Below are 25,922 nucleotides of genomic sequence, written 5' to 3'. Positions count from 1 at the left end.
TTTACCTGAAGAAACTAAGAAAGATATCGTTCATCACCCTTGGGTCCATTCTGGGACTGGTCATTTTACTTTGGCTGACCATACAGGTACCCGGTGTTCAGAACTGGTTAATTCATAAAGTGACCAAGCGGTTATCCAAAGAACTGCAAACCCAGATAGCGATCCGGCATGTAGATTTTTCCCTGTTCAATAAGATGCACCTGGAAGACGTATTGGTGCTGGACCGGCAAAAGGACACCATTCTAAGTGCCGGCGCTGTTACCGTTAATATTACAGATTGGTTTTTTGTAAAAAAAGATATTGAGCTGAAATACATCGGGCTTAAAGACGCTTATATTCAATTGCAGCGAAGTGACTCCATTTGGCGGCACCAGTTTTTGCTGGACTATTTCAGCGCCCCTGCAAGTTCAAAGCCAAAGAAGAAAGGAACTATTAACATCGCTTTCCGGAAGGTAGACCTGGAAAACATACGCTTTATTCAAAAAGACGGATGGAAAGGACAGGACATGACGGCAGCACTGGCCTCATTAAGAGTGGATCCGAAAAACATCGACTTTGCAAAAAAGGTCATCAACATCAATACGCTTACTATTAACCAGCCCTATTTTGCCATCCGGAATTATAAGGGCAGGCGACCGGAAACCGGAGACCAGGAAGCCGCGCCCAAACATCCCGCTGCGGCTTCTGCTAAGGATACGGCTGAACTGGAGTGGAATGCCGGCAAATGGGAGTTCCTGGCTGGAAGCGCCAGCATCCGGAACGGGACATTTAAAACGGATAATGATGCCCACCCGGCAGATACACTGGACAAAAACACTTTTGACGGAAGACATATTGAGTTTGCAAAGATCAATGCAGATTTTAAACAGGTACGCTGGTGGATGGATACCATTACCACCAATATGACCTTAAGCACAAAAGAGAAAAGCGGCTTTGAAGTAAAAAAGCTGGCAGCCGGTGTAAAGGTTACTCCAAAGGAAATGACCTTTAACCACCTTGACCTGCGCACCAACGACAGCCATTTAACCGATTATTACAGTATGCGGTTTGCCAGCTTTGCCAGTATGGATGATTATATTACCAATGTGACCATGCAGGCCCATTTTGCAAAAGCAGAAATAAACAGTGACGATATTGCCTATTTTGCACCAGCTATGCGCACCTGGAAGAAACAGATTATCTTAAGCGGTGATATTAAAGGGCCGGTAGCTTCATTAGTAGCCAAACAACTGGAAATACAGGCGGGCAATAACACTTATTTTTCGGGAGATGCTTCCTTAACCGGGCTTCCGGATATTGACGAAACCTTTATGGATATAAAGGCGAATCACTTTAAAACCACTTATGCTGATGCCATAGCTTTTGCACCGGCGCTTACCAAAATAGACATCCCGGATCTTTCCAAATTGCAGTACCTGAATTTTGTGGGCAACTATACAGGGTTCATCAGGGACTTTGTAACCTATGGCACCCTTACCACAGGGCTTGGCACTGTTACAACGGACGTCAACATGAAAATACCGCGGGGCGGCAACCCGGTATACTCCGGTACCGTTGCCACCGGTAACTTTAACCTTGGCCCCCTGTTAAAGGATGAGAAACTGGGCAACGTCAGCTTTAGTGCAAAATTAAAAGGCGCAGGGTTTGACCCTCAAAGCGGGGCCGTTGCATTATCTGCTGCCATCCGGTATATTGATTATAATCAATACCGCTATAACAATGTAACGGTAGACGGAGAGCTGAACAAAAAGGTATTTAATGGGAAGCTCGTCATCAATGATCCCAATGCGGATCTTGACCTTAACGGCCTCGTTGATTTCAGCAAACCGGAGGCGCCCGTATTTAATTTTGTTTCTGACATCCGGAAGATCGATTTCAAGGCTATGAACTTTTTACAGGACAGCGTGGTACTTACCGGTAAGATCAATGCGCATTTTACAGGTAAAACCATTGATAACTTCCTGGGGAATGCCACTATAACCGATGCCACACTGGTACGGAATCAGGCGCCGCTTTCTTTTGATTCACTGGCCATTAACTCCGCCATTGAAGGTGACAGGAAACGGCTGACCCTTGCTTCCAATGAATTTTCCGCGAATATTTCCGGTACCTTTAACTTAAGGGACCTGCCCAACTCTGTTGTCAGTTTTTTGAACCGGTATTATCCTGCCTATATAAAGCCTCCTACAAGACAGGTGCAGGAGCAGGCGTTTTCTTTTGAAATTCAGACACAGAATTTTGACAGCTTTATTCCCATTATAGACAGCAGCCTGGGTGGCTTCAACAATGCACATATCAGGGGCAGTATCAATACCTATACCAACAGTTTAACACTAGATGCGGAAGTGCCTTTCTTCAGCTATGACCGGTTCCAGTTTAATGACGTTACGGTAACAGGGCGCGGCAATTACGACAGTCTTTCCCTTGTAGGACGCACTACCAATATTAAGGTCGGCGACAGTTTAAATGTGCCGCTGGCCCTCTTTAACATTGCAGCCCGGAATGATGTTTCAAGAGTGATGATCTATTCCGGGGGCACCGGCGCAGTGGACCAGGCACGTTTGAACGCGGTTGTAAATACGTACAGCAATGGCGTTAAGATTGACTTTGCACCATCAACCTTTATATTGAACGGAAAAACCTGGAACATTGAACGGAACGGGGAACTGGAGTTCCGGAAAGATGTACCTGCCCACGGGCAACTGGTTTTAAGGGAAAGTAACCAGGAAGTACGTATTCATACACTGCCTTCTGACCTGGGCAGCTGGAATGATATTGCCGTAACATTAAAGGATATCAACCTTGGTGACCTTTCCAAATATCTTGTTCCCAATAACCGCCTGGAAGGGCTGGTTTCCGGTGATTTTCTTTTAGAGAACCCGGGCAGGAACATGAAGATCTCTTCTGACAATTTCATGGGCAGGGCCATCCGGCTGGACAATGATTCCATCGGGGATCTTTCTGCCAAAGTTGTTTTTGATCTGCCTACCCGGGAACTGACGGTTAACGGTACCACACTGAATCCACAGAAAAAAGACCTGGCCTATAACCTGCACCTTTTCCTGAAAAATGAAGAAAGTCAGGCCAACAATATCATTTCACTGGATGCAACTAATTTTGATCTGAAATATATTAACCGGTTCCTCGGCTTCCTGTTCTCGGATATGACAGGCGAAATAACAGGGAAATTTGATCTTAAAGGCCCTTTTGACCAGTTAAGCATTGTAGGAAAAGGCAGGTTGCACAATGCGGGGCTAAGAGTCAACTTTACCCAATGTTTCTATTCCATAGAAGACAATGATATTGAACTAAAGGAGAATGAGATCAACCTTGATGGCATTGTACTGAAAGACACCATCACCAAAAACCCCGTGTACCTGATGGGAAACATTACCCACAGCGGGTTTAAAAACATGTTCTTTGACCTGAACGTTTCCACACGTAAACCGGGCACCTCAGATGCTGCCAACAACCGGCCGGTTCAGGTATTAAATACCACTTATAACGATAACAAAGTTTTCTATGGTAATGTAAAAGCGACCGGCTCCTTTGCATTGGTCGGGCCGGAAGACAATCTATATATGAAAATTGACGCCATTGCTTCTTACCGCGATGAAAGCTCTTTTACCATTGCTTCCAGCAACAGCAAGGCAGGCCAGATGCCCGACTGGCTGGTAGAACGCAAGTACGGAGAAGCAATGTCCGACAGCATTTATAAAAAGAAAGCCAATAACGTCACCTATGACCTGGATGTAACAGCCAACCCCAAAGTACAAATGAAATTTGTAATGGATAACCTTACGGGAGATGAAATAAAAGGCAGGGGATCCGGCACGTTGAACGTACGGTCAGGCACTAACGAGCCGCTCAACATAAAGGGCCGTTTAGATATTGATGAAGGGAGCTACAATTATACCTTCCAGTCTTTCTTTAAAAAGCCGTTTGAAATAAAAAAAGGCGGGGAGAACTATATATCCTGGAACGGGGATCCGCTGAATGCCAATATCAATATTGAAGCGCAGTATAAGGCAGAACGCGTAAGCTTTGCGCCCCTGGCCAAATTCCAGATCGATCAGAGCTATGCCAGCACCCGTGAAAATGTGTATGTCATTACACAATTGACAGGACACTTATTTAAACCGGAGTTTAAATTCCAGCTGGAGCTGGATCCCAACAGTAAATATAAAAACGATTTTAATGTAACCAACATGCTGCAACAGATAGAAAACAACCAGACAGAAGTGACCCGTCAGGTCACCTACCTGATTGTTTTCAACAGCTTTGCACCACCGGAAACGGGTTCTAACTTTGGCAGCACGGTAAATGAATTTACTTATAATACCATTTCCAGCTTATCCGGTCTCTTCTTTAACGAGATCAATAAAAAGCTGAACAACGAGCTTGCCAAGATCCTGGGATCCAATGTGAGCGTGGTATTCAGCGGCTCTGTATACAACCGGAGCATTCTGAATATGCCCACCAATAATTTTGAGATCAACCAGGCCAATGTAAACGGTGCCATCCTTGTGCCGATATTTAAAGACCGGTTTGTGATCTCCCTGGGAAGCTCCATGGAGGTACCGCTTGCATCCACCATCCAGCAATCCGTTCAGTTTCTTCCGGACGTAACAGCAGAGTGGTTGCTGAACGCCAGCGGAACCATTCGTCTGAATTTATTTTACAGGGAGAACCTGGACTATCTTACCGCTTCCAGCACCGGCGCCGCCAAATTAAAACGGTCGGGAGTGGGTATTTCCTTCCGGAAGGAATTCAATACCATAGGAGAGATCTTCAGAAATGCGCGGAGAAGAGCGCTGCAGAGAAGGACGCTGCAGCCTGCTTCGGTACCGGTGCCGGATTCCACGAAAAAACCCGCATCGGATACTTTGCAGAACCGGGTAGAGCCGGTAACGCCTGATGATAAGAAGAAAACGCCGTTGTCTGCTACTCCAAAGGAATCAACTGGGCTCAATTAACGGTAATATGAATCCGGGGAATTATCATCATTGAAGAGCCAGTCTGTAAAAAATATAGAACCATTAATACCAATTAGATTCTTTAAAAAAGTATTGTCATCCTGATGAAGGACATTAATATCCATCGCTCAAGGCTTCGTCAAGCTCTGCCTGACAGCGCCACTTGTCATTTTAATGAACTTAAATGCAATGTTTTATGATTGCCTGTTAATGACAAGTGCTGTATTGTTGTAATAATCAACAATATACAAGTACGTCATACCGTAGCGAAGCGGAGCGGAGAACAATTTCACCGAAGGTAAATCGCTACAAAAAATTAGACGTCCTTCAGTTTTGCTTTGCTCCACTGCCAATGACAGATGTGTTATTGTTTTGAAAATCGATCTTTCTTTTTGTCATGCCGGGTTTCTTGTTTATATTACAAAAACAATATGGCAATGACAAATCTTCCTATCGTTATCCTGAGCGCATTCCGCAATAGCGGAAGAAGTCGAAGGATTTCTCAATCATCGAACACTTCAATATTTCAGAGACTCCCCGGCTTCGCTCGGATCCGAACTTTTGGATGACGAAAGTATCATTAATCCTCAATACATAATTCCATCTGTCATTGGCAACTTGTCTTGGCATCTATTGATCGCTAATCCGGACCCTGCAACAAAAACAGATCCCGGAACAGGTCCGGGAAGGCATCTTTAGGGTGACCCGTAAGAATAATTGTCATTGCCTCATCCGAACTTTCGGATGATTTTGCTTTTATGAGTGGCTCAGGCTGACATTCCTTTTTGGTCAGCCCAGCGATAACCGGCTCAGGCAGAGATGCTTCCTTCAGTAACCACCAGCTTTTCATTCATTAGCTCCCGCACGGTCTGTAAGATGCCTTCTGCATCAAAACCACACTCCCGCTGCAATTCCTTTGGAGTACCATGCTCTACAATACGGTCGGGAATACCCAGTATCTTTACCTCGTTCTTATAACCATGCTTTGCCATGAACTCTAAAACAGCAGCACCAAAACCGCCCAAAACCGTGCCGTCTTCAACAGTGATCAGTCTGGGATATTGCCGGCAGGCCTCATGCAGCAGCTCCTCATCCAGTGGCTTTGCAAAACGCATATCATAATGGCCGGGTAAAATACCATCCTGGTGCAGGGTCCGGATAGCGGCTGCGGCAAAGTTCCCGGGATGGCCAAAGCTTAGAATAGCAATGTCCTTGCCTTCCTTCAGCCTTCTGCCTTTTCCTATTGTAATCTCTTCCATAGGGGTTCGCCACTCAGGCAAAACACCTTCCCCGCGCGGATAGCGGATCACAAAAGGCCATTTTGTTTTTTCCAGCTGTGCTGTGTACATCAGGTTCCGCAGTTCCGACTCATTCATCGGAGCGCTGACGATCATATTGGGGATACAGCGGAAATAGGCAATATCATAACAGCCATGATGGGTAGGCCCGTCATCCCCTACCAGGCCCGCGCGATCCAGGCAAAAAATAACGGGCAGTTGCTGTATGGCCACATCATGCACGGCCTGGTCGTAAGCCCTTTGCATAAAAGAGGAATAGATATTGCAGAATACCTTTAAGCCCTGTGTAGCCATACCAGCGCTTAGTGTAACCGCATGCTGTTCACAAATGCCCACGTCCAGCGCACGGTCCGGCATTACTTCCATCATGTATTTTAAAGAACTGCCGGAAGGCATTGCAGGGGTAATTCCGAAAATCTTATCATTTTTTTCCGCCAGCTCAATAATGGTCTTCCCAAATACATCCTGGTATTTGGGCGGCTGCGGGGTATCAAATGTTTTCTTTAAAATTTCACCGGTTACCTTATCAAACAAACCAGGCGCATGCCATTTGGTCTGGTCTTTTTCTGCCAGTGCATAGCCCTTGCCTTTGGTGGTAATAATGTGCAGGATCTTGGGGCCGGGTATCTGCTTCAGATCTTTGAGGGTATCTACCAGCTTGGTAATATTATGCCCGTCAATAGGGCCAAAATAACGCAGTTTCAGCGATTCAAAGAAATTGGCATTGCTGTTGATCATGCCTTTAAGTCCGTCTGCCAGCTTATGGGCAATGCCCCTGGAGATCCGTTTCCCTACCGGCAGCTTATTCAACGCATTCCAGACATCGTCCTTGAACTTATTGTATTTGGGAGAAACCGTAATATCTGTCAGGTATTCTTTCAGGGCACCCACATTCGGGTCGATACCAATGCCATTGTCATTTAAAATGATGAGCATATCTGTATTGGAAACACCGGCATGGTTCATGCCTTCAAAAGCCATTCCAGCGGTCATGGAGCCATCCCCTATGACGGCCACCACTTTACGGTCTTTTTCTCCTTTATATTTCGCGGCTATGGCCATTCCCAGCGCGGCTGAAATAGAGGTAGAAGAATGGCCCACACCAAAAGTGTCATATTCGCTTTCAGCGATCTTCGGGAAGCCGCTCAGTCCTCCGTATTTACGGTTCGTTTCAAAACGATCCCGGCGGCCGGTAATGATCTTATGCCCGTAGGCCTGGTGCCCTACATCCCACACCAGCAGATCCCCGGGTGTATTATACACATAATGTAAGGCAGTGGTTAATTCTACCACGCCCAGGCTGGCTGCAAAATGCCCGCCATGTACGCTGACCACATCAATGATGTATTGTCTTAATTCTTCGCAGAACTCGTGCAGCTTTTCTTCCGGTATCTTTTTCAGATCATCCGGGGAATTTACGGTTTGCAGCAGCGGACCAGGAGTAATAGCCATTAGATACAATTATCTTACAAAAATAATGAATTAATGCCTTTATCGGGCCTGTTTGCAGGATTGGCGCACGAGATGACACTCCAACTTCCCTGATCAGACAATTTATTTATTCCTAGCCGCCCGGATCCCGTTTCAAAGCTTCGGAACCCGGGCCGTGCCGTTCAGGCGGGTATTTGTGGCAACCTTTTCCGGGTTATAGCAGCGTTACCCGGCCAGATCCAGCGTTTCATATTCTGAAAGGTCGTTATTAAATACTGAAAAAACAGGAGGATATCCTGGTTTTATAAAGCCAATCCGGTCTTCCATTGTAATAGCAGCAGCAGGACGGCTGGTAGCCATTTCCACGGCTTCCTGTAAGGAGATGCCCGCAAAATCAACCGCGTTCTTAATGGCTTCCGGCATTGAAATAGCAGCCCCTCCCAGGTTCCCCGCGCTGTCCCTGTAAAATCCGTCAACCAGTTTTATAGAAAGCCCGTCCCATTCCATTGCTTTCTTCCGGCGGCCGAGGAATGCCGCATCACTGATCAGAAATAACTTATCGCCTTTCTGGCGATGTGCAATACGGGCTGCTGCATAGCTGCAATGGCCTCCGTCAAGAATAATAGGCGCGTATACGGCATCATTATCAAACACAGCGCCCACAGTACCGCATTCCCTGTGCCCCATCTGCGTCATGGCATTGTATAAATGGGTAACCAGGGTAATGCCCATTGAAAAATATTTCTGAGCCTGCTCATAGGTCATCATGGAATGACCTGCCGACAATACAATATCTGTTTTCAGCAATTTTTCCAGCTGTGCATCTGTAAAACATTCCGGCGCAATAGTCATTACTTTAATGATGTCAGCCCCCAGGTCAATGATCTCATCCAGTTCGCTGTCCGTTGGCTTACGGATGATATCAGGATTATGGGCCCCGCGTTTTCCGGGGTTCATGAACGGTCCTTCCAGATGCATGCCCAGCATGGTTGGGTGTTGCTGATGAAATTCCCGTACAGCTTTTATTGCTTCAAGAATGGTTTGCCGGGGCGAGGATATTAAGGTAGTCAGAAAATAGGGTGTGGCAAAAGCAACACCTGCCTGGTACAGATCTGTAAGCGATCGCTGATCCGGCTGCTTTGAAAAATAAAGGTCAAACCCGCCGTTTAACTGAAGATCATTAAACCCTGCCGAAATATTTTTTCCTGCCAGGTCAATCCTTTCTGCATCACCGGGCAGCTCCTGTTGTACAGCTATGATTTTGTTTTTGTCGACAAGGATACAATAGCCCTTCAGCACTGTTTCCCCGGTATAGATTACTGCGTTGGTAATTACCTGCATGGCATTGTATTTAACAACTGCAATATAGCAGCGATTTTTTAATATTCAGTGCTTGCTGTATATTTATGTTTTGAATAACAGAACAGGAAATAATGCCGGCTGATCTTATTCCCGGCTATTTGCCCGGTAGCCCGCTGAGCAATAGAAATACCACTAATGGCGGGGCCGGTTAAGATCAGCATACCGGTCATTCTTTGTCCTGCATAATACAGAAAGAGATTCTTGTATGCCAAAAAGAGCCGATTATATTTCCTGGGACGATTATTTTATGGGCGTGGCCCTGCTTTCCGGCAAACGCAGCAAAGATCCCTCCACACAGGTGGGCGCCTGCATTGTAAACACACAGAATAAAATTGTTGGGGTTGGTTATAACGGCCTGCCTATTGGTGTTAGTGACGACCAGTTCCCCTGGGAAAAAGAAGGAAGCTACCTGGATACAAAATATCCCTATGTATGCCATGCGGAGCTGAATGCGATCCTGAATAACATTGGTATTAACCTGGAAGGCTGCAAGATCTATACGGCCCTGTTTCCCTGCAATGAATGCAGTAAGGCCATTATTCAATCAGGCATCAAGGAGGTCATTTACCTGTCTGACAAGCATGCGGCGAAAGAAAGCTCCATCGCATCCAGGAAAATGCTGCAGACAGCGGGGGTAACCCTGCGAAAGATCATACCCGGCACCAGCGAGGTAGTGCTCTCATTCAGTGAGGACCAGGTATAGCGCTTCAGCCTGCTTGTGCAGATGAAAACAGACCAGTCATTCCGGTGCCATGCAGTGCTCATAACAACTATCAGAGTGTTGCATTGTATTCCAGCGCAAGCCGTACCCAGAAATCCAGCTCCCGTTTTTATTGATACATTCGCCATTGATCCCCCAGATAGCCTTTGTATTCCCTGCCTCCCATGATTACTGTGCGGCAATCTTTCTGCCGGAGCAACTGGTCGCGCATTGCAGGATCAATGCGGCACATTACCTGGTCATTACCAATTGTAATGCACATTTTACCATTGACCATAAAAGCAAGACCACCAAACATTTTCTGCTCCTTAACCTGCGTTATAGGCGCCAGAGCCTGCCTGATCTTATCTGCAATTCTTTCGTTATAGGCCATAAAGTTTTCTGTTAAAACAGTGCCGGCAAACAGACACGTATTAAAAGGACAAATACCCAACAAAAATAATTAATCCGTTTCAACCTGTCATTTATAGGATTGATAGATCCTGGAAAGATCCTCCGGCTTTACAAACTGACCGACTTCTATGTTGTATTGCTGCATCCAGTTCCATACTTCCTCCCAACTGCCTATACAGAAAGGATTTTCCAACTCATCATAGGTGCTCCACTCTTCATTTAAGGTATGAAAGGCATACACATCATTAAAAACAGCATTCCCTTCATCCAGGGAGCGCATCAGCGTAGCCCTGAACCCATCTTTACAGGCTTCCAGCTGTATCCAGTCAAAAGTAGGCCGGCCAAAAAAGCGATCCCACTTTGCAAACTGCACCAGTTTTTTTCCCAGTTTGAGATACGTTCTGATCTTATCCTTTTTGATATAACTGACCTCTGTTTTCATTTTTATCATTCATAGCAAGGCAGGGTTCCCAATGAAATGAACGGCCCTTTTAGCTGATTGTAATAGTATTTTAACATTCATTGCCTTCAGCCTACAATGTATATCCGGCTTGGCCGGAAATGCCAAAATAATTTAAAAACCGGATCTTCCCACCTGCAATGACGGGCCTGGTTTATACAGGTGCCCGCCATTCAGAACAGGTCTTTCGCCGGATGTTGCTTTAATAATTACCAGAATGATCCAATATGCCTGCTTACAGGATCACCGGTGTTCCATTGGTGCTGTTTTAAGCAAGGTGCTTTAGGTTAGGCAACGGACCACAGAAACGAAGCTACAATCATCCATATTCCCACTAAAATGCCCAGTATTCCCAGCTGTCCCTGGCGGGCGGCCACTTTTGTACGCAGCAAGGCAGCCTTTTCCTGCGTACCGGTATTATTGGATGCAAAAAATTTATTAATAAGCGGGAAGCCCAGCAAAAACCCCAGGCCGGCTTCCACCACGCTGCCAGCTAATAATGTCAGGAACCAAACGGGTGCTGAGGTAAGCCATCCGATATGCAAAACAGCCTGTATAATTCCCCAAAGCCCCCAAAAACAACAGACGATCCCTATCCAGCCCTGGTAAGGCGCTACTTTTTCAAGTACTTCTTTTGCATCAGGTTTTCTTGACAGCAGTAAAGAAGGCACTGCAATTACACTTAGTAAAATCAATGAAATTCCGTAGATCATAATTAAATAGTTTTAAAAATTACTGGTGATAGTTAACAACGGCCACAGCAACGAATAACCGGAATAAAAAGAGACAGATGGAGTAGCGTTTTGAAGAGGCGTCTGCGCGCGCTGCAGCCATGGCATTCTTTTTAAGATCCGGCGGCATCTGGCATTCCTCCAGCTGATGCTGACAGTGTGCACAAACTGTACAGATCTTGCCGGAAAGTGTAAACACCCGCAGGCCGGACAGATAAAATCCTTTTTTAATGACCTGTACAAAGAGGCTTTCCTTTGAAGAACAATTGCAACAGGAATGACCTGCCACTATTTTAAAGCCTGTCCGTTTTTCTCTGATTCCAAATACTATCATTACTGATGAATTCCGGAACAAAGATGGGCTTTCCGGCAAGCGGGGCCAACACTGTTTTCAATGAAACTGAATACCCTGTTTTCAGGGATAGGCAATGATACCCCGGCTGCTTGAAGATTTCGAGTGAGCTGAACGTGCACGTCTTTCCGCCACCGTTGGTACTGAGCACGGGCTTATGTGCGAAGGAAAGCCACCAACGGCATAACAGCGTTTGTTGGTGTTCCTGCTATCACTGTGAAGCCGGTGCACAACACCGGCAAAAGTGCAAACGGCGGAAACTTATATCACGCCGCGCTGCGGCTCTGTAATTGTTTGCGACAGATCTATAAATAGTATTGGTGCGCTGCACCTTTACTATGTGCTATGTGGAAAGCATAGCTGCAAAGCAGCCGGATATCCATAGCAGCTAACAACCACCACAACCCCAAAAGGCGCGTAGCGCCGCAATATTAAAAATGTGGCAGAGAGGACGTGGTCAATGAACGGAAAGAATGCCTCTGACAGAACTGAAAACCGAATACTCATTGTTATCAGAACTATTTTCCGCCACCGTTGGCGTTGAGCACAGCTTATGCGCAAGGGAAAACCACCAACGGCATAACAGAATTGTTGGTGTTCCTGCTATCGCTGCGAAGCCGGCGCGCAACACCGGCAAAAGTGCAAACTGTTTAAACAGCATTATATGCTTCCATCAGTCTTCCAGGAGGCCCAGCCTGATGGCATACCGGGTCAGTCCTGCCAGGTTGCGCACTTTCAGCTTTGACAATAAGGTTTTCCGGTAGCTTTCAATGGTATGTTTGCTCAGGAACAGCTTATCCGCTATTTCCTGTGTGGTGTATTCCTGTGCAATCAGCTTCAGCACTTCTTTCTCCCGTGTGCTCAGCATTTCCATGGTATCTTTTTCCTTACGGAACACGCTGTTCATATATGCCTGCTTTACCGATTCTGAAAAATACTTTTCTCCTTTCAGAATGGTTTGAATCGCTTCCAGGAATTCATCAGCAGCAGCGTTTTTAGACAAATAGCCATCTACATCATTCTGTACCAGCGTATCCACCATATTCGTATCGGTGTGCATACTTACTACCATTGTTTTGGTTGCAGGCCGGGTCTCTTTTATAAAATTATTCAGCATAATACCGTCCGCATCGGGCATGGCAATATCGGTAATCACCAGGTCTACGTCCAGCTCCGGGTGGGCTTTCAGGTAATTCATCACCAGCTTTCCGTTCTGTGCATAATACAGCAGGTGCAGCGTTTCCTCTTTATTGAGCAACTGTATCAGGCCTTCTAAAAATAATTTATGGTCATCTGCCAGTATAATATTATGTTTCATCTGATTTCCGGTTTAATGGTATTTCAATATCAACAACTGTGCCCCTGCCGGGGAAAGAATCTATGGAAAGGGTACCGTTAAATGATTTCAAACGTTCCCTTATATTCTGTAAGCCGATCCCCGGAGGTGTTTTATCTGTCGGGAAGCCACGTCCGTTATCCTCAAAGATCAGCTTTAATGCATGATCTACAAGCGTCAGCTGCAACTCTATTGCCGATGCCTGTGCATATTTCTGTGCATTGGTCATCAATTCCTGTATAATCTTATACAACTCCACTTTCAGATCAAGATCCATATCATTCATTACAGCTTCCGGATAAGCCTGAAAACGCAGTTCCTGCTTCCCGCCTGTATTGAACCGCTGCAGATATGCCCGGATCAGTTCTGTAAACGCTGTATTATGAAAGCTTTTGGGGGCTAGGTTGTGCGACAGGTCCCGTACCTGCTGATAGGTAGCATCTATCTGATGCACTATGGCGTCCAGCTTTTCATTTTGTTTATTAAAAAGCTGCATCTTAATAGCAGCAAGGTTTCCGCCAATGCTGTCATGCAATTCCTTTGAGATGCGCCTGCGCTCATTTTCCTCTCCTTCCACAGAAGCCTTCAGAACTTCCAGCTCTTTTTCCTTGAGCATCGCGGTGATCTTTTGCCGGTTGGCCTCTTCCCTGCTGGCATTTAACCGGCTTTGGGTCTGCAGCTTCTGATAATACATGTACAACAGGCCTATGACAGGCAGCAGAACCGCAATAAAACCAATCAGCAGCCCGTACTTAACCGTACGCTGATGCTGTAGCTGGTTTTCCTTCTGTAACAGCTCTTTTTCTTTCCGGGCTGTATTGTACCGGATCTCCAGCTCATTGACCTCTTTTTTGTTCTGCCGGGAGGTGATGTCGTTCATCACACCAATGTATTGTGTTCCCAGGGCATAGGCATTCTTATAATCACCCTGCGCCACATACAGTTTCTCAAGACTGCGGATGGCCCTTCGCTGCGCTTCCAGGTCGCCCCACTGCACCGCGTTCATATACACCATGGAAAGCGTGATCTGGGCATTTTCATAATCCTTCTTTGCAAACAGGATGTCTCCGATATGCTGGCCCGCTTTTATGTACAGATCATAAAACTGGCTGGCCTGTGCCTCATCTTTTATGGCGGCAAAAGCGGAATAGGCTGTGTCCAGCTGATGCTCCAGCTCCATAATAAAAGCCAGGTTCAGCCGGGTTTCCAGCTCATTTTTTAGCTGGCCTGTTTGCCGGAAATAACCCAGTGCTTCAGTAAAATAGCCCTTTGCCTTCGGCAGCTCCTGCTGTGCCAGGTAAAGGATGCCCAGCTGTTTATGAATAAGGTGCACCAGATTACTGTCCCTGCTGGAATACAGCACCTGGTTATAAAGCCGTATGGCTTCCTTATTTTCGCCCCGCAGATAATACACCGTTGCCTGTCCGAATTGATTCCTGTCAATAATGGAAGGGTCCTTCAATTGCTCCCCGTCATTAATCCCACGCAGGTAGTAACGAAGCGCTTCATCATACAGGCCCTGATCCTGGTAAGCCTTTGCCATGGAATAATCCAGACTGGAAGTATATTTCAGTTTTTGCGCTGTATTTATATTTTTTTGTTGCAGGGTACTTTGCATAGCTGCTGCATAAAACAGCACAGAATCGGTGGTTCCGGAAGCTTCGTGAAAGCGGATCAGATCCGCTGCTGCCTTAAACTGGTCTTCAATTGTCTTTGCCCGGCGCCAGTTATTCAATAAAGCATCAGGAGTGCGTACGGGATTAACCGCATACGCCGACATGGAAGTTATCTCTTGTGCGGGCAGCGTCAATAAAAGTGCACCCACAAAACCCAATACGAATAAGGCCTTTTTCATACCGGCAAAATAACATCAATTGTGCGAATACAGCCCTTTATACAAGGGCAGACGCATCAATTTATTTTTTACTGAAATGGGCTATAAATAAGGTCAATTCTCAATGCCACGAATAAGCGCCATTTGGCACTATGGGTGCCTATTTTAAAAGAAAAAACGTATTTTATTGGCATAATCGTTTACTGATTTATGCGTTCACCCTGGCCCTTTATAATGAACCGGGATCAAAAATAGTAAGTTCATTTTCCGGTTTGTGTCCGCGCCATAGCCAATAGTTTATGAGTGGAAGCGCCGTTCTGTGTGTCACTGTCAGGAGCGTTTCTTATTGCCAAAGAAATCCATCGTCCTTATGTCGCTCAATGCTTCATAAGGATTCCTTAACTCCCGGAATAAATTCCGGAGTTGTTTTATGCAATCAGGCCGTTGCCTTCCTGGATTCAAAAGTTCACCAGAGCATTGCCTGGGAATTGCTATAATAGTGAGTATAGAAGCAAAACCCCGGTTGAATGTGTGGAACAAGAAACTTCCGTTCGTTATTAAAAAGACAGTAATAAAAGCCGGGAGCCATAAGCCCGGACTATAAGTTGACAGTAATAGTGCCCGCATTGACCGGGAAGTTTGGGCGATTTTAATAAGGTTGCTAACGCCCGATCATTATTTCGGCTCTGGAGAACCAGCCATGTCGCTTATTCCCCGCCATTCATGTGCAATATTTTCCATCAGCAAAGCATGATCGGGCTTTATAGAGCCCTTTGGAAAAACCGTTTCATTTTCGAAAAAATCCGAACGGAGCTGAGTGATCTTCAAAGGCTTCACCTTCCAGGAATCAATTCCCAGTTGCAGCCCTTCAAATCCTTTTCCTTTTGGCGAATAACTTATACAACCCTTTTCAAAAAAGGCGGATGCCGCTTCCAGGTCCTCAAATACCGAGTTTTGATTCCATTCATCAGCAAGCACGGCATCAACAGCAACAGACAGATGATCAGCACTGACAAAGTCCAGGTGATAATGGCCGTTGCTCTCTTTTACATGAAACCGGGCATGGTAATGTTTTCCCGGAAAGATCCGGCCACCTGCTAAGGAATTCAGTTTGGAGGAGGTATCTCTTCTTGGTATATAAACACCTTCCTTCAGTTCCCCTTTTTCTTCCCATTGAACCGCAAACCGGTGCGCACCATTTTCAGAAGAAATACCTATAAAGCCCGGCAGGCCTTTTGGCCTGATCTTTTTAAGGCGGATCAGGCAAATACCAACAACGGCCCTGCCTTTATAAAGCTGGGGTTGAAAGGGCACTGGCAAAAACCGTGCTACTACATCCGGATCAGCAATATAGTTGATCAGCAGACGCCTTTCAATAATACCGCTTATAACGGGAAATTTCATTTGTTACTATTCAGGTGGTTGCTGCTGCGGTATCCTGCTCTCCCAACTGCCGCATCATATCCATCGTAAAATGAAAATGCTCATCAGCAGATACCGCTTTTCTTGTCAGGTCATTAATATCTTCATACCGCGTCCATAAAAACGGGTAAAAAGCAAACGTTTCATTGCCGGAAATGGCCGCCAGGTCTGTTTTCCAGGTGCGCCATTTAAAAGTTGCATAGAATTTATGCACATCTCCGCACAATGCCCAGTTTACAAAACCGGAGTATCCGCATCCCAGGTCTTCCCACTCCAGGGTATCCTGTGCCAGGTAATACACATTCCCCGGCTGATCGCCCAGGGCGCCGCCGTTTATGGCAAAATAACCGCCAATAACATCATCCGCTACCAGGTAAAAAGCCGGCTGATCACCATAGGCTTCAAAGCTTTTTCCTTTATTCCATTCAGCGAGGCCCCTGTCCAGCTCAGGGTGACCGGAGCCCAGGATCCGCAGCCAGCCATCGTTGATCAATATACCGCCTGTTTCATAGATGATGGCACCCATCGGCGAACGGGTGGTAACTTGGGCGTGTACCAGTTCCTGCGCTGCACGTTCTTTGTCTGCCTCTAAAACCCGGCAGGGATTTTTTGCAGCAGCTATCCATTCTTTTACCAACTCCCATCCGGGCTCTTTTGTATTGATCAGTTCCTCCAGTTGCTTCATCCGATCCGTTTTATTTTTACAAAGTATCGGAAAATATCCGGATTAAAAAGTATTCAGATGAGGCGAATATATAAAAATTCGCCACCAATACACGAATAAGAATAAAAATGAAGATTTCAAAGCAACACCAATAATGCGCCTTTAACGCCCATTTGCGCACCATTTTGAAATAAATTCTAATAATGATCCTATTAATTGGTGCATTCGTGGCACTCAAATAATTAATGGCTTAAGAATGTTATTACCTGTACATGCTCCCATTGCAGCGGCTATAAAATAATTTGTCCTCTTAATAATTGTACCCGATAAAAAATAACCGCTTAAACGGGAACAGCAGTTTCCCGTTTTGCTGCACCGGGTAGATCTTTTGAATGCCCTCCAGTACATTTTGTTCAAATAAGGACCGGTTGGCAGCATCCGGCATCCGTTCCAGATAAGGTTTCAGCCTTGTACTGCGGATCATTTTCAGTACGGCAACAGGGTTCTCCATTACATGCATATAATCCGTCTGCCATATTTCAACCGGGTCAAACAACCCTGCAAGGATATCATAATATTCCGTAGCTGAATGAACCGTTAACAGTGCCTTTACCGCTTGCCTTATTTCCCGGAGTCCCGTTCTTTCCAGCGCTTCTTCAATAGCGTACTCTACCGGCATATCAAATATTAATGGCAGTTGTACAGCCAGAGCACCACCCGAATTTAAAAGCCCTTTTAATTTTGCTAACAGATCAGCATGATGCGGGATCCACTGGATTGCTGCATTTGAAAAAACAATATCATACTGTCCGGGGATCGGGTCTTTTCCGGCATCTGCCTGTATCCACTCCTGATTAGGGTAGTCCTGTTCTGCTTTTTCAATCATTGCAACAGAATGATCCAGCCCTGTTATTTTAGAGCCGGGCCACCGCTGCCGCAGTATTTGCGTACTGTTGCCCGGGCCGCACCCGATATCGATAATGGATTGGGGTTGTTCTATACGGATCCTTGCAACCAGGTCAACAGACGGCTGAAGGCGCTCTTTACCAAATTTCAGATACAGATCAGGATCCCAGTCTTTATAGTGCATACCGTTTATCTTTTTACAGGATGTAAAGCTAATCATTTAACCATATAGGAGGCAGACATGTAAATCTGTAAAATATGCTGCCACGGATTCAGGAATGAGCCTCCGGTGTTGAGTACGGTTTATCTGCGAAGAAAAGGTGTCAACAGCATAATAACCTTTGTTGGTGTTTCTGCTATTGCTGCAAAGCCATTGCGCAACACCAACAAAGGTACAAAGTTGTCTTATCCGAACTTTCGGATGAGTTGCTGAGTTATTGAGACAATGAAAGACCTTCAACGCTTCTATTTTCTTTTCAACCTTTTGTCGCCAAAAAAGGTTGCCAAAAAGGCTTCGTCAAACGAATGCCTCCGGCCGTTTGACTGTTGTAGCCTTCTTACTGCGCTGCTTTTTTACATGCTCTTTTTATTTGATAAGAAAAAACATCCGTTGCGTAAAAAAAGAGGCGCTACGAAGCCGGTTGATTGTAGTAGTTGCAATTGTGTTCTGGAATTGGAAAACAAGGAAAAAGCAGCGCATAATAATCAGCAATCCTTATACCTGTTAGTAAAAGATATATATACAGGGTAACTCTCCGGCAGGCAGGAGCGCAACCTGCGGGAGTCCTGAGAACCTTGTTTCAACGTCCTTACTATACTGTCTTGCTCTTAAGACCTATCATTTTATTGCCAGCAACGCCGCTGCCACAACACCCGCTGTTTCTGTGCGCAGGCGGGTGATGCCCAATGTTACTGCCTTATAGCCTTTTTCCAGAGCCAGGCCTATTTCATCGGTAGTAAAATCTCCCTCCGGCCCAATAAGGATGATGGCGTTTTCCGTAACGGATTGTTCTCTTAAAGAAATTCGCCCCTGCTCCAGGCAATGCGCAATAAATTTCTGCGGTATTGCCTCCCATTGCGGATCTTTTATAAAATCCGCAAATTTTACAGGTTGCGGAAACCGCGGCAGCCAAACCTGCCGGCTTTGCAACAAGGCACTGATCAGCAACTGCTGTAAGCGGTCGGTTCTGGCTTTTATTTTCTCGGTACGTTCACTGATCAGCGGTACAATTGTATGCACGCCTATTTCTGTGGCTTTTTCTAAAAACCATTCAAAACGACCGGCATTTTTCAGTAAAGCAATCGCAATGGTTACCTGCGGATGCCGGGGCGGAATAAATTCCACATGTTCGATGGTTACTTCGCAATATTTTTTATGAGGTTGGGCAATAACGGCTGTTAACAAATGCCCGCATCCATCGGTCAGGTGCAGACGTGCGCCAGCTTCCATACGCAATACCTGTACTATATGGCGGGAATTGTTTTCATCCAGGACAGCGGTCTTTTGTTCCGGTAAATATTCACTGATGTAGAAAAAAGGGAGCTGCATGTAGGGAAGAAATCAGTTATCAGTATTCAGTTATGAGTTATCAGTTCTGTCCATTGACTATGAACCATCGACCATGAATCATACACTATCGGCTAAAACGGCGCGTCCTCCATATCATCAAACTCATCATCCTTCATTTTGTTCATCTTGCTTTCTACCTGGAACAACTTGGCACCGCCTTCTTCTTCCTCAATCCGTTTCCAGCTGCTGCCCGGCGCGCTCATGATATTATACGGGTCTTCTTCCCAACTGATAAATTTCTGGATGTGCAGCAGGGCCTTTAGCTTAATGGTTTCCAGCGAACCGTTTCGGTGCTTGGCAATCTTTACTTCGGTAAGCCCGCGCTGGTCTTCTCCCTCGGCATTGGTGTTCATGTCATAATAATCCGGCCGATAAAGGAACATGACCATATCGGCGTCCTGCTCAATTGCTCCTGATTCCCGTAAGTCACTTAACTGTGGAACCTTGCTGCCGTCTTTGGCGCCCCGTTTTTCCACTTCCCGGCTAAGCTGTGAAAGCGCAATAATGGGCACATTCAGTTCTTTGGCCAGCCCTTTCAGGTTCCGGCTGATGGTGCTGATCTCCTGCTCGCGGTTGCCTTTGCTATCCCCGTTTCCGCTCATGAGCTGCAGGTAGTCAATAATGATCATGCCGATATTGTGCTTGTTTTTGAGCTTACGGCATTTGGCACGCAGCTCAAAAATATTCAGCGCCGGAGTATCATCAATAAACAAAGGGGCCTGTGAAAGCCGCTGGATCCCTTTGGTATATAGCTGCTTCATTTCATGATCTTCCATTTTACCACGGGAGATCTTTTCCAGCATAATTTCACTTTCTGCAGACAGTACCCGCTGTACCAGCTGTGCGGCGCTCATTTCCAGTGAAAAGAACGCTACGGGAGTGGCCTGCCCCCTCATTTTGCTCATTACCGCGTTGCGGGCAAGGTTGAGTGCAAAAGCGGTTTTACCCACAGCAGGCCTTGCGGCCAGGATGATCAGGTCGCTGTTCTGCCAGCCGTAGGTGACTTTATCCAGCATCTTAAACCCGCTGGGCACACCCGTAATATCTTCATTGCGGTGCCGGAGATCCTCGATCCGCTGGATGGTTTGCACCAGTACCGAATCTATAGGCTGAATGGTACTGCGCAGGTGTGAATTGGTAATTTCAAACAGCTTGGACTCGGCATCATCCAGCAATTCAAACACATCAGTGCTGTCTTCAAATGCGTCATTGATAATTTCACCGCTGATGCGGATCAGTTCCCGCTGAATGAATTTCTGCAATACGATCCGCGCATGCGATTCTATATTGGCAGCCGATACCACTGCGTTGGTCAGCCTGGTTACATAATACGCTCCGCCCACCATTTCCAGCTCTTCCCGGTTCTTCAGTTCCTCTACTACGGTAAGGATATCTATGGGCTGGCTTTTATTGGCCAGCGATTGCATCGACCGGAAAATACGCTGGTTGGCATCCACATAAAAGCACTCCGGTTTTAATATTTCGATAACAGCGTCAAAGGCATTTTTCTCCAGCATAATTGCTCCCAGAATTGCCTCTTCCAGTTCCCTTGCCTGTGGCGGCACTTTCCCATAGACCATGCTGCCCAAATCAACCGCCGTTCTGCGTTTCTGCTTCCTGTCTTTATTAATATTTGTTAAATCCATTATATCAAAACAACTGTTTTTCTGCCTGTTAAAGCAAAAAAGATGACATCATTCCTTATTGACCAATGATTCCGGGGCAATATCTCAACCTTAAATATACTTAATTTTGGCGCAACTACTGCTACCTTCCCATGAAATCAGACGGCGAATTTAGACCCTTAAGCGGGTAGAAAAAAATCTTTATTTGTGTACGAATTATTAACAGGGTTATTCACAGGGGGAATGCGAAATAAGGGATAAGAAATTTTAAATGTAGAAGTGAGCGTTGAGATGTCGGAATTGAGATAACAGATCTTATTCCCTGCTCACTACTTGCGTCTACCCACTCGCTTCATTCAACGTTGACCCGGGGAATGTAAGGAGAATATGAAATAAGAAATGTAAAAGCAAGAACTGAGATGTCCGGTAGCAAAAATCAAGATGAAACCATCGACCATGGACTATGTACCAGGAACTACTATATAGCTGTCAGTGATCAGCATTCAGTTTTCAGTATTTAACTGGTTTTTGTTTGCAACTATGAACAATGACCTATGATCCATGAACCGTTTTTTGACAACCGGCTTCAGTACACGTGGCATCGGTCTTGCTACGCTCAGTTTATAGGCAGTGCACAGGGCAGCCAGGCTGATGGCCCATAAACAACCGCACAAACTTTAAACCACAGACCTCAGGCAAAATCTATTTCTTTGCAGCATGGATATTGTATTAAAATATTTTGATGCATTTACGCCTCAACAGTTGGAACAGCTGAAAGCACTGGAGGGCCTCTACCGGGAATGGAATGAGAAAATAAATGTGATCAGCCGTAAGGATATTGCAGGTCTTTATGAAAAACATGTCTTGCATTCCCTGAGCATTGCTGCCGTCTTTAGCTTTACCGCAGGCACACAGATTGCAGATCTTGGGGCCGGCGGAGGTTTCCCGGGCATACCCCTTGCCATCTTTTTCCCGGAAGTGGAATTTTTACTGGTAGACAGTATCGGCAAAAAATTAAAGGTGGCCGATGGTATTGCAGCAGCCATCGGCTTAAAGAACATCAGCACCCGGCACAGCCGTATTGAGGAAGTAAAAGACCGGCAGTTTGATTTTGTGGTGTCCCGTGCAGTAGCACCCTTGAAAAACCTCTGGCAATGGAGCAGGCCTTTGATCAAAAAAGACAATACCCCACATACTACCAACCTGATCGAACAGGGAGTGCATGCCCCGGGGCTGATTTGCCTGAAAGGGGGCGACCTGGCGCAGGAAATATCCGAAAGCGGCACCCGCCCACACCTGCTGGCCATCAGCGACCTGTTTACCGAACCCTTTTTTGAAGAAAAGTATATGGTATATGTGCCAAAGTAAATCACCGGAATACGCTTTCCTTTGCTTTTAATAATAAAGGAGCTATATTGGCATCAATCAAAATTAAATTGACAGTATGAAGTTATATACAGCCATTTTGTACGTAACTGCTCTATTGGGCAGCCAGCTCTTATATGCTCAGCAGCCACCTGCATCCCGGCAAAAACTATCGCCCTTTGCAGAAAGCGTAATTAACGAAGTAAACCACAATTCACAACTGGAAAAAATGGCCAGCGAGTTGCTGGATGGTATTGGCCCCCGGCTAGTGGGAACGCCTGAAATGGAGCAGGCGAACGACTGGTCGGTAGCCAAACTGGAAAGCTGGGGCATCAGCGCCCAAAAACAGCAATTCGGAGAATGGCGGGGCTGGCAGCGGGGCACTTCTGAGGTCACAATGATCGCGCCCCGTATCAAAAGCCTTGATGCTACACAGCTTGCCTGGAGCCCGGCTACAAAAAAACCGGTACAGGGCGATGTAGTTGTATTGCCCAATGTAAGCGGACCGGATGAATTTAATCAGTGGCTGAAAACCGTTAAAGGAAAAATTGTATTGATCTCCCAGTACCAGCGTTCCGGACGGCCCGATTACCAGATCAAAGAATTTGCAAAACCCGAGCTTTACGATAAGCTGATGAAAGAACGCGCTGACGATGCAGCAGCTTTTCAGCAACGGATCGCCAGGACCGGATATACTACTGCCACCCTGCCTGAGGCATTGGAAAAGGCCGGTGCTGCCGCCATTGCCATTTCCAACTGGACGGGCATTATGGGCGCCAACCGCATTTTTGGTGCAAGGACACAAAAAATACCTACCATTGATATCTCTGTTGAAGATTACGGCCTGTTGTACCGCATGGCTGTCAATGGCCAGGGGCCAAAGATCCGGATCAATGTTCAGTCAAAAAATTTAGGCACTGTAAAAACCTACAACACCATCGGGTGTATTGAAGGAAAAGAAAAGCCCAATGAATATGTGATCCTTTCTGCCCACCTGGATTCCTGGGACGGGGCACAGGGCGCCACCGATAACGGTACCGGTACTTTGACCATGCTGGAAACAATCCGCGTACTGAAAAAATTATACCCCAACAATAAGCGTACGATACTCATCTGCCTTTGGGGAAGCGAAGAACAGGGATTAAACGGATCCCGGGCCTTTGTAAAGGATCATCCTGAAATTGTAAAGGGCATACAGGTTCTTTTTAACCAGGACAACGGAACCGGGCGTATTACCAATATCAGCGGGCAGGGATTTGTAAACTCCTATAGTTATATTGGCCGGTGGCTGGATGCCGTGCCCAAAGACATCAGCTCAGAAATCCAGACCAGCTTCCCGGGCATGCCGGGCACCGGCGGCTCGGATTTTGCATCTTTTGTAGCTGCAGGCGCCCCCGCATTTTCATTAAGCTCACTAAGCTGGGGATATGGCGGCTATACCTGGCATACCAACAGGGATACTTATGATAAGATCGTTTTTGATGAAGTAAAAAATAACGTGATCCTGACGGCGATACTGGCTTATGAGGCATCAGAAGACCCTGAGTTTACGAATCGCGAAAAGCGCATTATGCCGGTTATAAACGGACAACAATCAAACTGGCCCGAAATGAAGGAGCCGGAGCGCAAAGGGGGACTTAATTAAAAGCTACCCGCTTTTACAGATTGCATACGTTTACCTTGCCGTTGATTCCCGTTCCATTAAAACGGAATCCATCTGAATAGTTTCCGGCTGAAACCGTGCGGGCTTCTCTAAAGCCGTGATCAGCTGACTCACTGCCGCACGTCCCATTTCATAAGCAGGCTGGGTGATCGTGGACAGGGAAGGTTTCATTAAATGAGCAGTAGGCAGGTTGCTGAAGCTTAGCAATTTCAGCTTCCCGGGAATATCGATCCCGTGCTTTCTGCAAATATCATAGGTAATTAACGCATGTGTTTCCACGGAGGTAAAAAGCCCGTCCGGTGCATCTTTTCGTGTAAGCGCTTTTTCAATTAACTGTGCGTCATAAGCCGGGTCTTTCCTGCTTGTAAGGATCCAGTCATGGTCAGGTACAATCCCCGCATCCTCCAGCGCTTTTTTATATCCGTTCAGCCGGTCAATACCAATGGAGATCCTGTCTGATACCTGGCAATGCGCTATTCGTTTACAGCCCTGCCGGATGAGGTAGGTAGTGCCCTTATAGGCGCTTTCATAATTATTGGTTGTTATGATTGTGTTGTCAAAGTCCTTTGTTATCCGATCAAAAAAAACAATGGGCAATCCTTTTTCCCTTAAGGCTTTTATATGTTCTGTATCATCAATGGGACTGGTCAGAGAAATCACGAGCCCGTCAACCCTGCCATTTGTAAGTTGGCGCACTACTTCTTTTTCATAATCCGGGTTCTCATTTGTTATATAAATCAGCACATGATAACCGCTTGAATAAGCGGCTTCCTGTATGCCTTTTATTGCAAAGATAAAAAAGTTATTGATGATGTCCGGCAGTACTACTGCTATGGTCTTACTCTTATACTTGCGCAGACTTCCCGCATAAGGATTGGGCTCATAATTCAGCTCCCGTGCCAGCTCCATAACCCGCCTTTTTGTATCGGCACTTATTTCATGACTATCCCTCAGGGCTTTTGAAACAGTGCTGATGGATAAATGCAGGAGAGATGCCAGTTTCTTTAAATTAATTGGTTCCATTGCTCACCGTACGATCTGTATTTTTGCAATGAAGATAAGAAAATATACGGGCGCGATCATTTATCTTCCTGAAATGGCAATAAAAAGTGCAGGGTAGAAACCCCGCACGTAAGATTGAAATGATTGTATTTTATTATTAAACCGTTTAGATTGTAGCAGCGCTTTATTCCCTGCCTGATAATAAATGAACAGCGCCTTTTGTTATTACCGGCAAAAATACCGGCCGCCACCGAATGGGTATTTACGAAATCGGGAATTTCTTTTAAAAAAAGTTTACTGGCTGGCGAGATGCCTTAACACCGTTTTAAATCCTTCAGGATCATCAGTCAGTAAATAAGCAGCATCCGAGACGATGACCATACCGTAGCGGTTGATCAGGAATGAAGCAGGCAATACGGAAGCATTCCACCTGCGTGCAGTGCTCCTGTTCCAGTCTGTATAATCAAGCAGTTGTATCCATTTCATCTGGTCATTTACAATCGCTTTTTTCCATTTTACGCCGCTGGTATCTTCGGAAATACTGATGATGACTAAAGATTCATTTTTAAATTGATGGTACAGCTTTGCCAGCTTTTTGTTCTCCTCTCTGCATGGTTCGCACCAACTGGCCCAAAAATTAAGAAGTACGGTCTTGCCTTTAAAATCGCTGAGGTGAAGGGTATCTCCTTTTGCTGATGGCAGCACAAAATCCGGGGCAGGAAACGGGGTCACCATTTCCTGGGTATGGCCGTTTAAAAGGCTGCAGACAAAAAGGACGGTAATGATACATTGCTTCATACACTTTGCTTTG

Annotated in this window: 20 protein-coding genes; 4 read left to right on the top strand and 16 right to left on the bottom strand. The window is 45.9% G+C overall.

Features of this window, described 5'->3' with window-relative positions; genetic code table 11:
* Nucleotides 1-119: 119 nt before the first annotated feature.
* Nucleotides 120-4,976 (top strand): translocation/assembly module TamB domain-containing protein, encoded by a 4,857-nt coding sequence (locus A8C56_RS03690; RefSeq protein ID WP_245645736.1) that lies wholly within the window; start codon nt 120-122, stop codon nt 4,974-4,976.
* 809 nt (nt 4,977-5,785) lie between these two features.
* On the opposite strand, the gene dxs is transcribed toward A8C56_RS03690, so the two are convergent.
* From dxs to A8C56_RS24325, 3 genes are all read right to left on the bottom strand, one after another.
* Complete coding sequence (dxs, locus tag A8C56_RS03680; protein ID WP_067752200.1) at nt 5,786-7,726, bottom strand: 1-deoxy-D-xylulose-5-phosphate synthase; 1,941 nt, start codon at nt 7,724-7,726, stop codon at nt 5,786-5,788.
* Between the two features lie 204 nt (nt 7,727-7,930).
* Nucleotides 7,931-9,046 carry an N-acetylglucosamine-6-phosphate deacetylase gene (nagA, locus tag A8C56_RS03675; RefSeq protein WP_067752197.1) on the bottom strand — a complete coding sequence of 372 codons (1,116 nt, stop codon included), beginning with the start codon at nt 9,044-9,046 and terminating at the stop codon, nt 7,931-7,933.
* A gap of 38 nt (nt 9,047-9,084) precedes the next feature.
* Nucleotides 9,085-9,279 (bottom strand): hypothetical protein, encoded by a 195-nt coding sequence (locus A8C56_RS24325; RefSeq protein ID WP_157097869.1) that lies wholly within the window; start codon nt 9,277-9,279, stop codon nt 9,085-9,087.
* On the opposite strand from A8C56_RS24325, the gene A8C56_RS03670 reads away from it, so the two are divergent.
* Complete coding sequence (locus tag A8C56_RS03670; RefSeq protein WP_067752194.1) at nt 9,273-9,770, top strand: deoxycytidylate deaminase; 498 nt, start codon at nt 9,273-9,275, stop codon at nt 9,768-9,770. The two genes, A8C56_RS24325 and A8C56_RS03670, sit on opposite strands and share 7 nt — an antisense overlap.
* A gap of 127 nt (nt 9,771-9,897) precedes the next feature.
* On the opposite strand, the gene A8C56_RS03665 is transcribed toward A8C56_RS03670, so the two are convergent.
* From A8C56_RS03665 to dnaB, 11 genes are all read right to left on the bottom strand, one after another.
* Nucleotides 9,898-10,161: a TfoX/Sxy family protein gene (locus A8C56_RS03665; protein ID WP_067752191.1), complete on the bottom strand. Its 264-nt coding sequence runs from the start codon at nt 10,159-10,161 to the stop codon at nt 9,898-9,900.
* An 87-nt stretch (nt 10,162-10,248) separates the two neighbouring features.
* Nucleotides 10,249-10,623 carry a hypothetical protein gene (locus tag A8C56_RS03660; protein WP_157097868.1) on the bottom strand — a complete coding sequence of 125 codons (375 nt, stop codon included), beginning with the start codon at nt 10,621-10,623 and terminating at the stop codon, nt 10,249-10,251.
* A gap of 305 nt (nt 10,624-10,928) precedes the next feature.
* Nucleotides 10,929-11,354: a hypothetical protein gene (locus tag A8C56_RS03655; protein ID WP_067752185.1), complete on the bottom strand. Its 426-nt coding sequence runs from the start codon at nt 11,352-11,354 to the stop codon at nt 10,929-10,931.
* A gap of 19 nt (nt 11,355-11,373) precedes the next feature.
* Nucleotides 11,374-11,706, bottom strand: a complete 333-nt coding sequence (locus tag A8C56_RS03650; protein ID WP_067752182.1) for a hypothetical protein — start codon at nt 11,704-11,706, stop codon at nt 11,374-11,376.
* 691 nt (nt 11,707-12,397) lie between these two features.
* Nucleotides 12,398-13,042, bottom strand: coding sequence for a response regulator (locus A8C56_RS03645; protein ID WP_067752179.1), 645 nt, complete (start codon nt 13,040-13,042; stop codon nt 12,398-12,400).
* Nucleotides 13,032-14,915, bottom strand: coding sequence for a tetratricopeptide repeat-containing sensor histidine kinase (locus tag A8C56_RS03640; protein ID WP_067752176.1), 1,884 nt, complete (start codon nt 14,913-14,915; stop codon nt 13,032-13,034). Before A8C56_RS03640 ends, A8C56_RS03645 begins: the two co-directional genes overlap by 11 nt.
* Nucleotides 14,916-15,569: 654 nt before the next feature.
* Nucleotides 15,570-16,298 (bottom strand): DUF2071 domain-containing protein, encoded by a 729-nt coding sequence (locus A8C56_RS03635; protein WP_067752172.1) that lies wholly within the window; start codon nt 16,296-16,298, stop codon nt 15,570-15,572.
* A gap of 10 nt (nt 16,299-16,308) precedes the next feature.
* A complete protein-coding gene (locus A8C56_RS03630; protein ID WP_067752169.1) occupies nt 16,309-17,001 on the bottom strand; it encodes a DUF2625 domain-containing protein in 693 nt (230 codons plus the stop codon).
* Nucleotides 17,002-17,290: 289 nt separating this feature from the next.
* Entirely contained in the window at nt 17,291-18,070 is a 780-nt protein-coding gene (locus A8C56_RS03625; protein ID WP_067761562.1) for a methyltransferase domain-containing protein, read from the bottom strand.
* 654 nt (nt 18,071-18,724) lie between these two features.
* Nucleotides 18,725-19,435: an RsmE family RNA methyltransferase gene (locus A8C56_RS03615; protein WP_067752163.1), complete on the bottom strand. Its 711-nt coding sequence runs from the start codon at nt 19,433-19,435 to the stop codon at nt 18,725-18,727.
* Nucleotides 19,436-19,527: 92 nt separating this feature from the next.
* The gene (gene dnaB, locus A8C56_RS03610) at nt 19,528-21,102 is read right to left on the bottom strand and encodes a replicative DNA helicase (protein ID WP_067752160.1); all 1,575 of its coding nucleotides are present in this window, start codon (nt 21,100-21,102) and stop codon (nt 19,528-19,530) included.
* Nucleotides 21,103-21,798: 696 nt separating this feature from the next.
* Here dnaB and rsmG point away from each other — a divergent pair.
* Complete coding sequence (rsmG, locus tag A8C56_RS03605) at nt 21,799-22,449, top strand: 16S rRNA (guanine(527)-N(7))-methyltransferase RsmG (RefSeq protein WP_067752157.1); 651 nt, start codon at nt 21,799-21,801, stop codon at nt 22,447-22,449.
* Between the two features lie 76 nt (nt 22,450-22,525).
* Nucleotides 22,526-24,091 carry a M20/M25/M40 family metallo-hydrolase gene (locus A8C56_RS03600; protein ID WP_067752154.1) on the top strand — a complete coding sequence of 522 codons (1,566 nt, stop codon included), beginning with the start codon at nt 22,526-22,528 and terminating at the stop codon, nt 24,089-24,091.
* Nucleotides 24,092-24,121: 30 nt separating this feature from the next.
* On the opposite strand, the gene A8C56_RS03595 is transcribed toward A8C56_RS03600, so the two are convergent.
* Complete coding sequence (locus tag A8C56_RS03595; RefSeq protein ID WP_067752151.1) at nt 24,122-25,132, bottom strand: LacI family DNA-binding transcriptional regulator; 1,011 nt, start codon at nt 25,130-25,132, stop codon at nt 24,122-24,124.
* Nucleotides 25,133-25,405: 273 nt separating this feature from the next.
* On the bottom strand, nt 25,406-25,909 hold the full coding sequence (locus A8C56_RS03590; protein ID WP_169818743.1) for a TlpA family protein disulfide reductase: 504 nt from the start codon (nt 25,907-25,909) through the stop codon (nt 25,406-25,408).
* Between the last annotated feature and the right edge of the window lie 13 nt (nt 25,910-25,922).

This window comes from Niabella ginsenosidivorans (genome assembly GCF_001654455.1).
GTDB lineage: Bacteria > Bacteroidota > Bacteroidia > Chitinophagales > Chitinophagaceae > Niabella > Niabella ginsenosidivorans.
This window is presented reverse-complemented; position numbering and strand designations above follow the sequence as displayed.

Coding starts and splice junctions, on each gene's coding strand:
- dxs (WP_067752200.1), bottom strand. CDS start 7,726: ATGGCTATTACTCCTGGTCCGCTGCTGCAAACCGTAAATTCCCCGGAT.
- nagA (WP_067752197.1), bottom strand. CDS start 9,046: ATGCAGGTAATTACCAACGCAGTAATCTATACCGGGGAAACAGTGCTG.
- A8C56_RS03670 (WP_067752194.1), top strand. CDS start 9,273: ATGCCAAAAAGAGCCGATTATATTTCCTGGGACGATTATTTTATGGGC.
- A8C56_RS03665 (WP_067752191.1), bottom strand. CDS start 10,161: ATGGCCTATAACGAAAGAATTGCAGATAAGATCAGGCAGGCTCTGGCG.
- A8C56_RS03660 (WP_157097868.1), bottom strand. CDS start 10,623: ATGAAAACAGAGGTCAGTTATATCAAAAAGGATAAGATCAGAACGTAT.
- A8C56_RS03655 (WP_067752185.1), bottom strand. CDS start 11,354: ATGATCTACGGAATTTCATTGATTTTACTAAGTGTAATTGCAGTGCCT.
- A8C56_RS03650 (WP_067752182.1), bottom strand. CDS start 11,706: ATGATAGTATTTGGAATCAGAGAAAAACGGACAGGCTTTAAAATAGTG.
- A8C56_RS03645 (WP_067752179.1), bottom strand. CDS start 13,042: ATGAAACATAATATTATACTGGCAGATGACCATAAATTATTTTTAGAA.
- A8C56_RS03640 (WP_067752176.1), bottom strand. CDS start 14,915: ATGAAAAAGGCCTTATTCGTATTGGGTTTTGTGGGTGCACTTTTATTG.
- A8C56_RS03635 (WP_067752172.1), bottom strand. CDS start 16,298: ATGAAATTTCCCGTTATAAGCGGTATTATTGAAAGGCGTCTGCTGATC.
- A8C56_RS03630 (WP_067752169.1), bottom strand. CDS start 17,001: ATGAAGCAACTGGAGGAACTGATCAATACAAAAGAGCCCGGATGGGAG.
- A8C56_RS03625 (WP_067761562.1), bottom strand. CDS start 18,070: ATGCACTATAAAGACTGGGATCCTGATCTGTATCTGAAATTTGGTAAA.
- A8C56_RS03615 (WP_067752163.1), bottom strand. CDS start 19,435: ATGCAGCTCCCTTTTTTCTACATCAGTGAATATTTACCGGAACAAAAG.
- dnaB (WP_067752160.1), bottom strand. CDS start 21,102: ATGGATTTAACAAATATTAATAAAGACAGGAAGCAGAAACGCAGAACG.
- rsmG (WP_067752157.1), top strand. CDS start 21,799: ATGGATATTGTATTAAAATATTTTGATGCATTTACGCCTCAACAGTTG.
- A8C56_RS03600 (WP_067752154.1), top strand. CDS start 22,526: ATGAAGTTATATACAGCCATTTTGTACGTAACTGCTCTATTGGGCAGC.
- A8C56_RS03595 (WP_067752151.1), bottom strand. CDS start 25,132: ATGGAACCAATTAATTTAAAGAAACTGGCATCTCTCCTGCATTTATCC.
- A8C56_RS03590 (WP_169818743.1), bottom strand. CDS start 25,909: ATGAAGCAATGTATCATTACCGTCCTTTTTGTCTGCAGCCTTTTAAAC.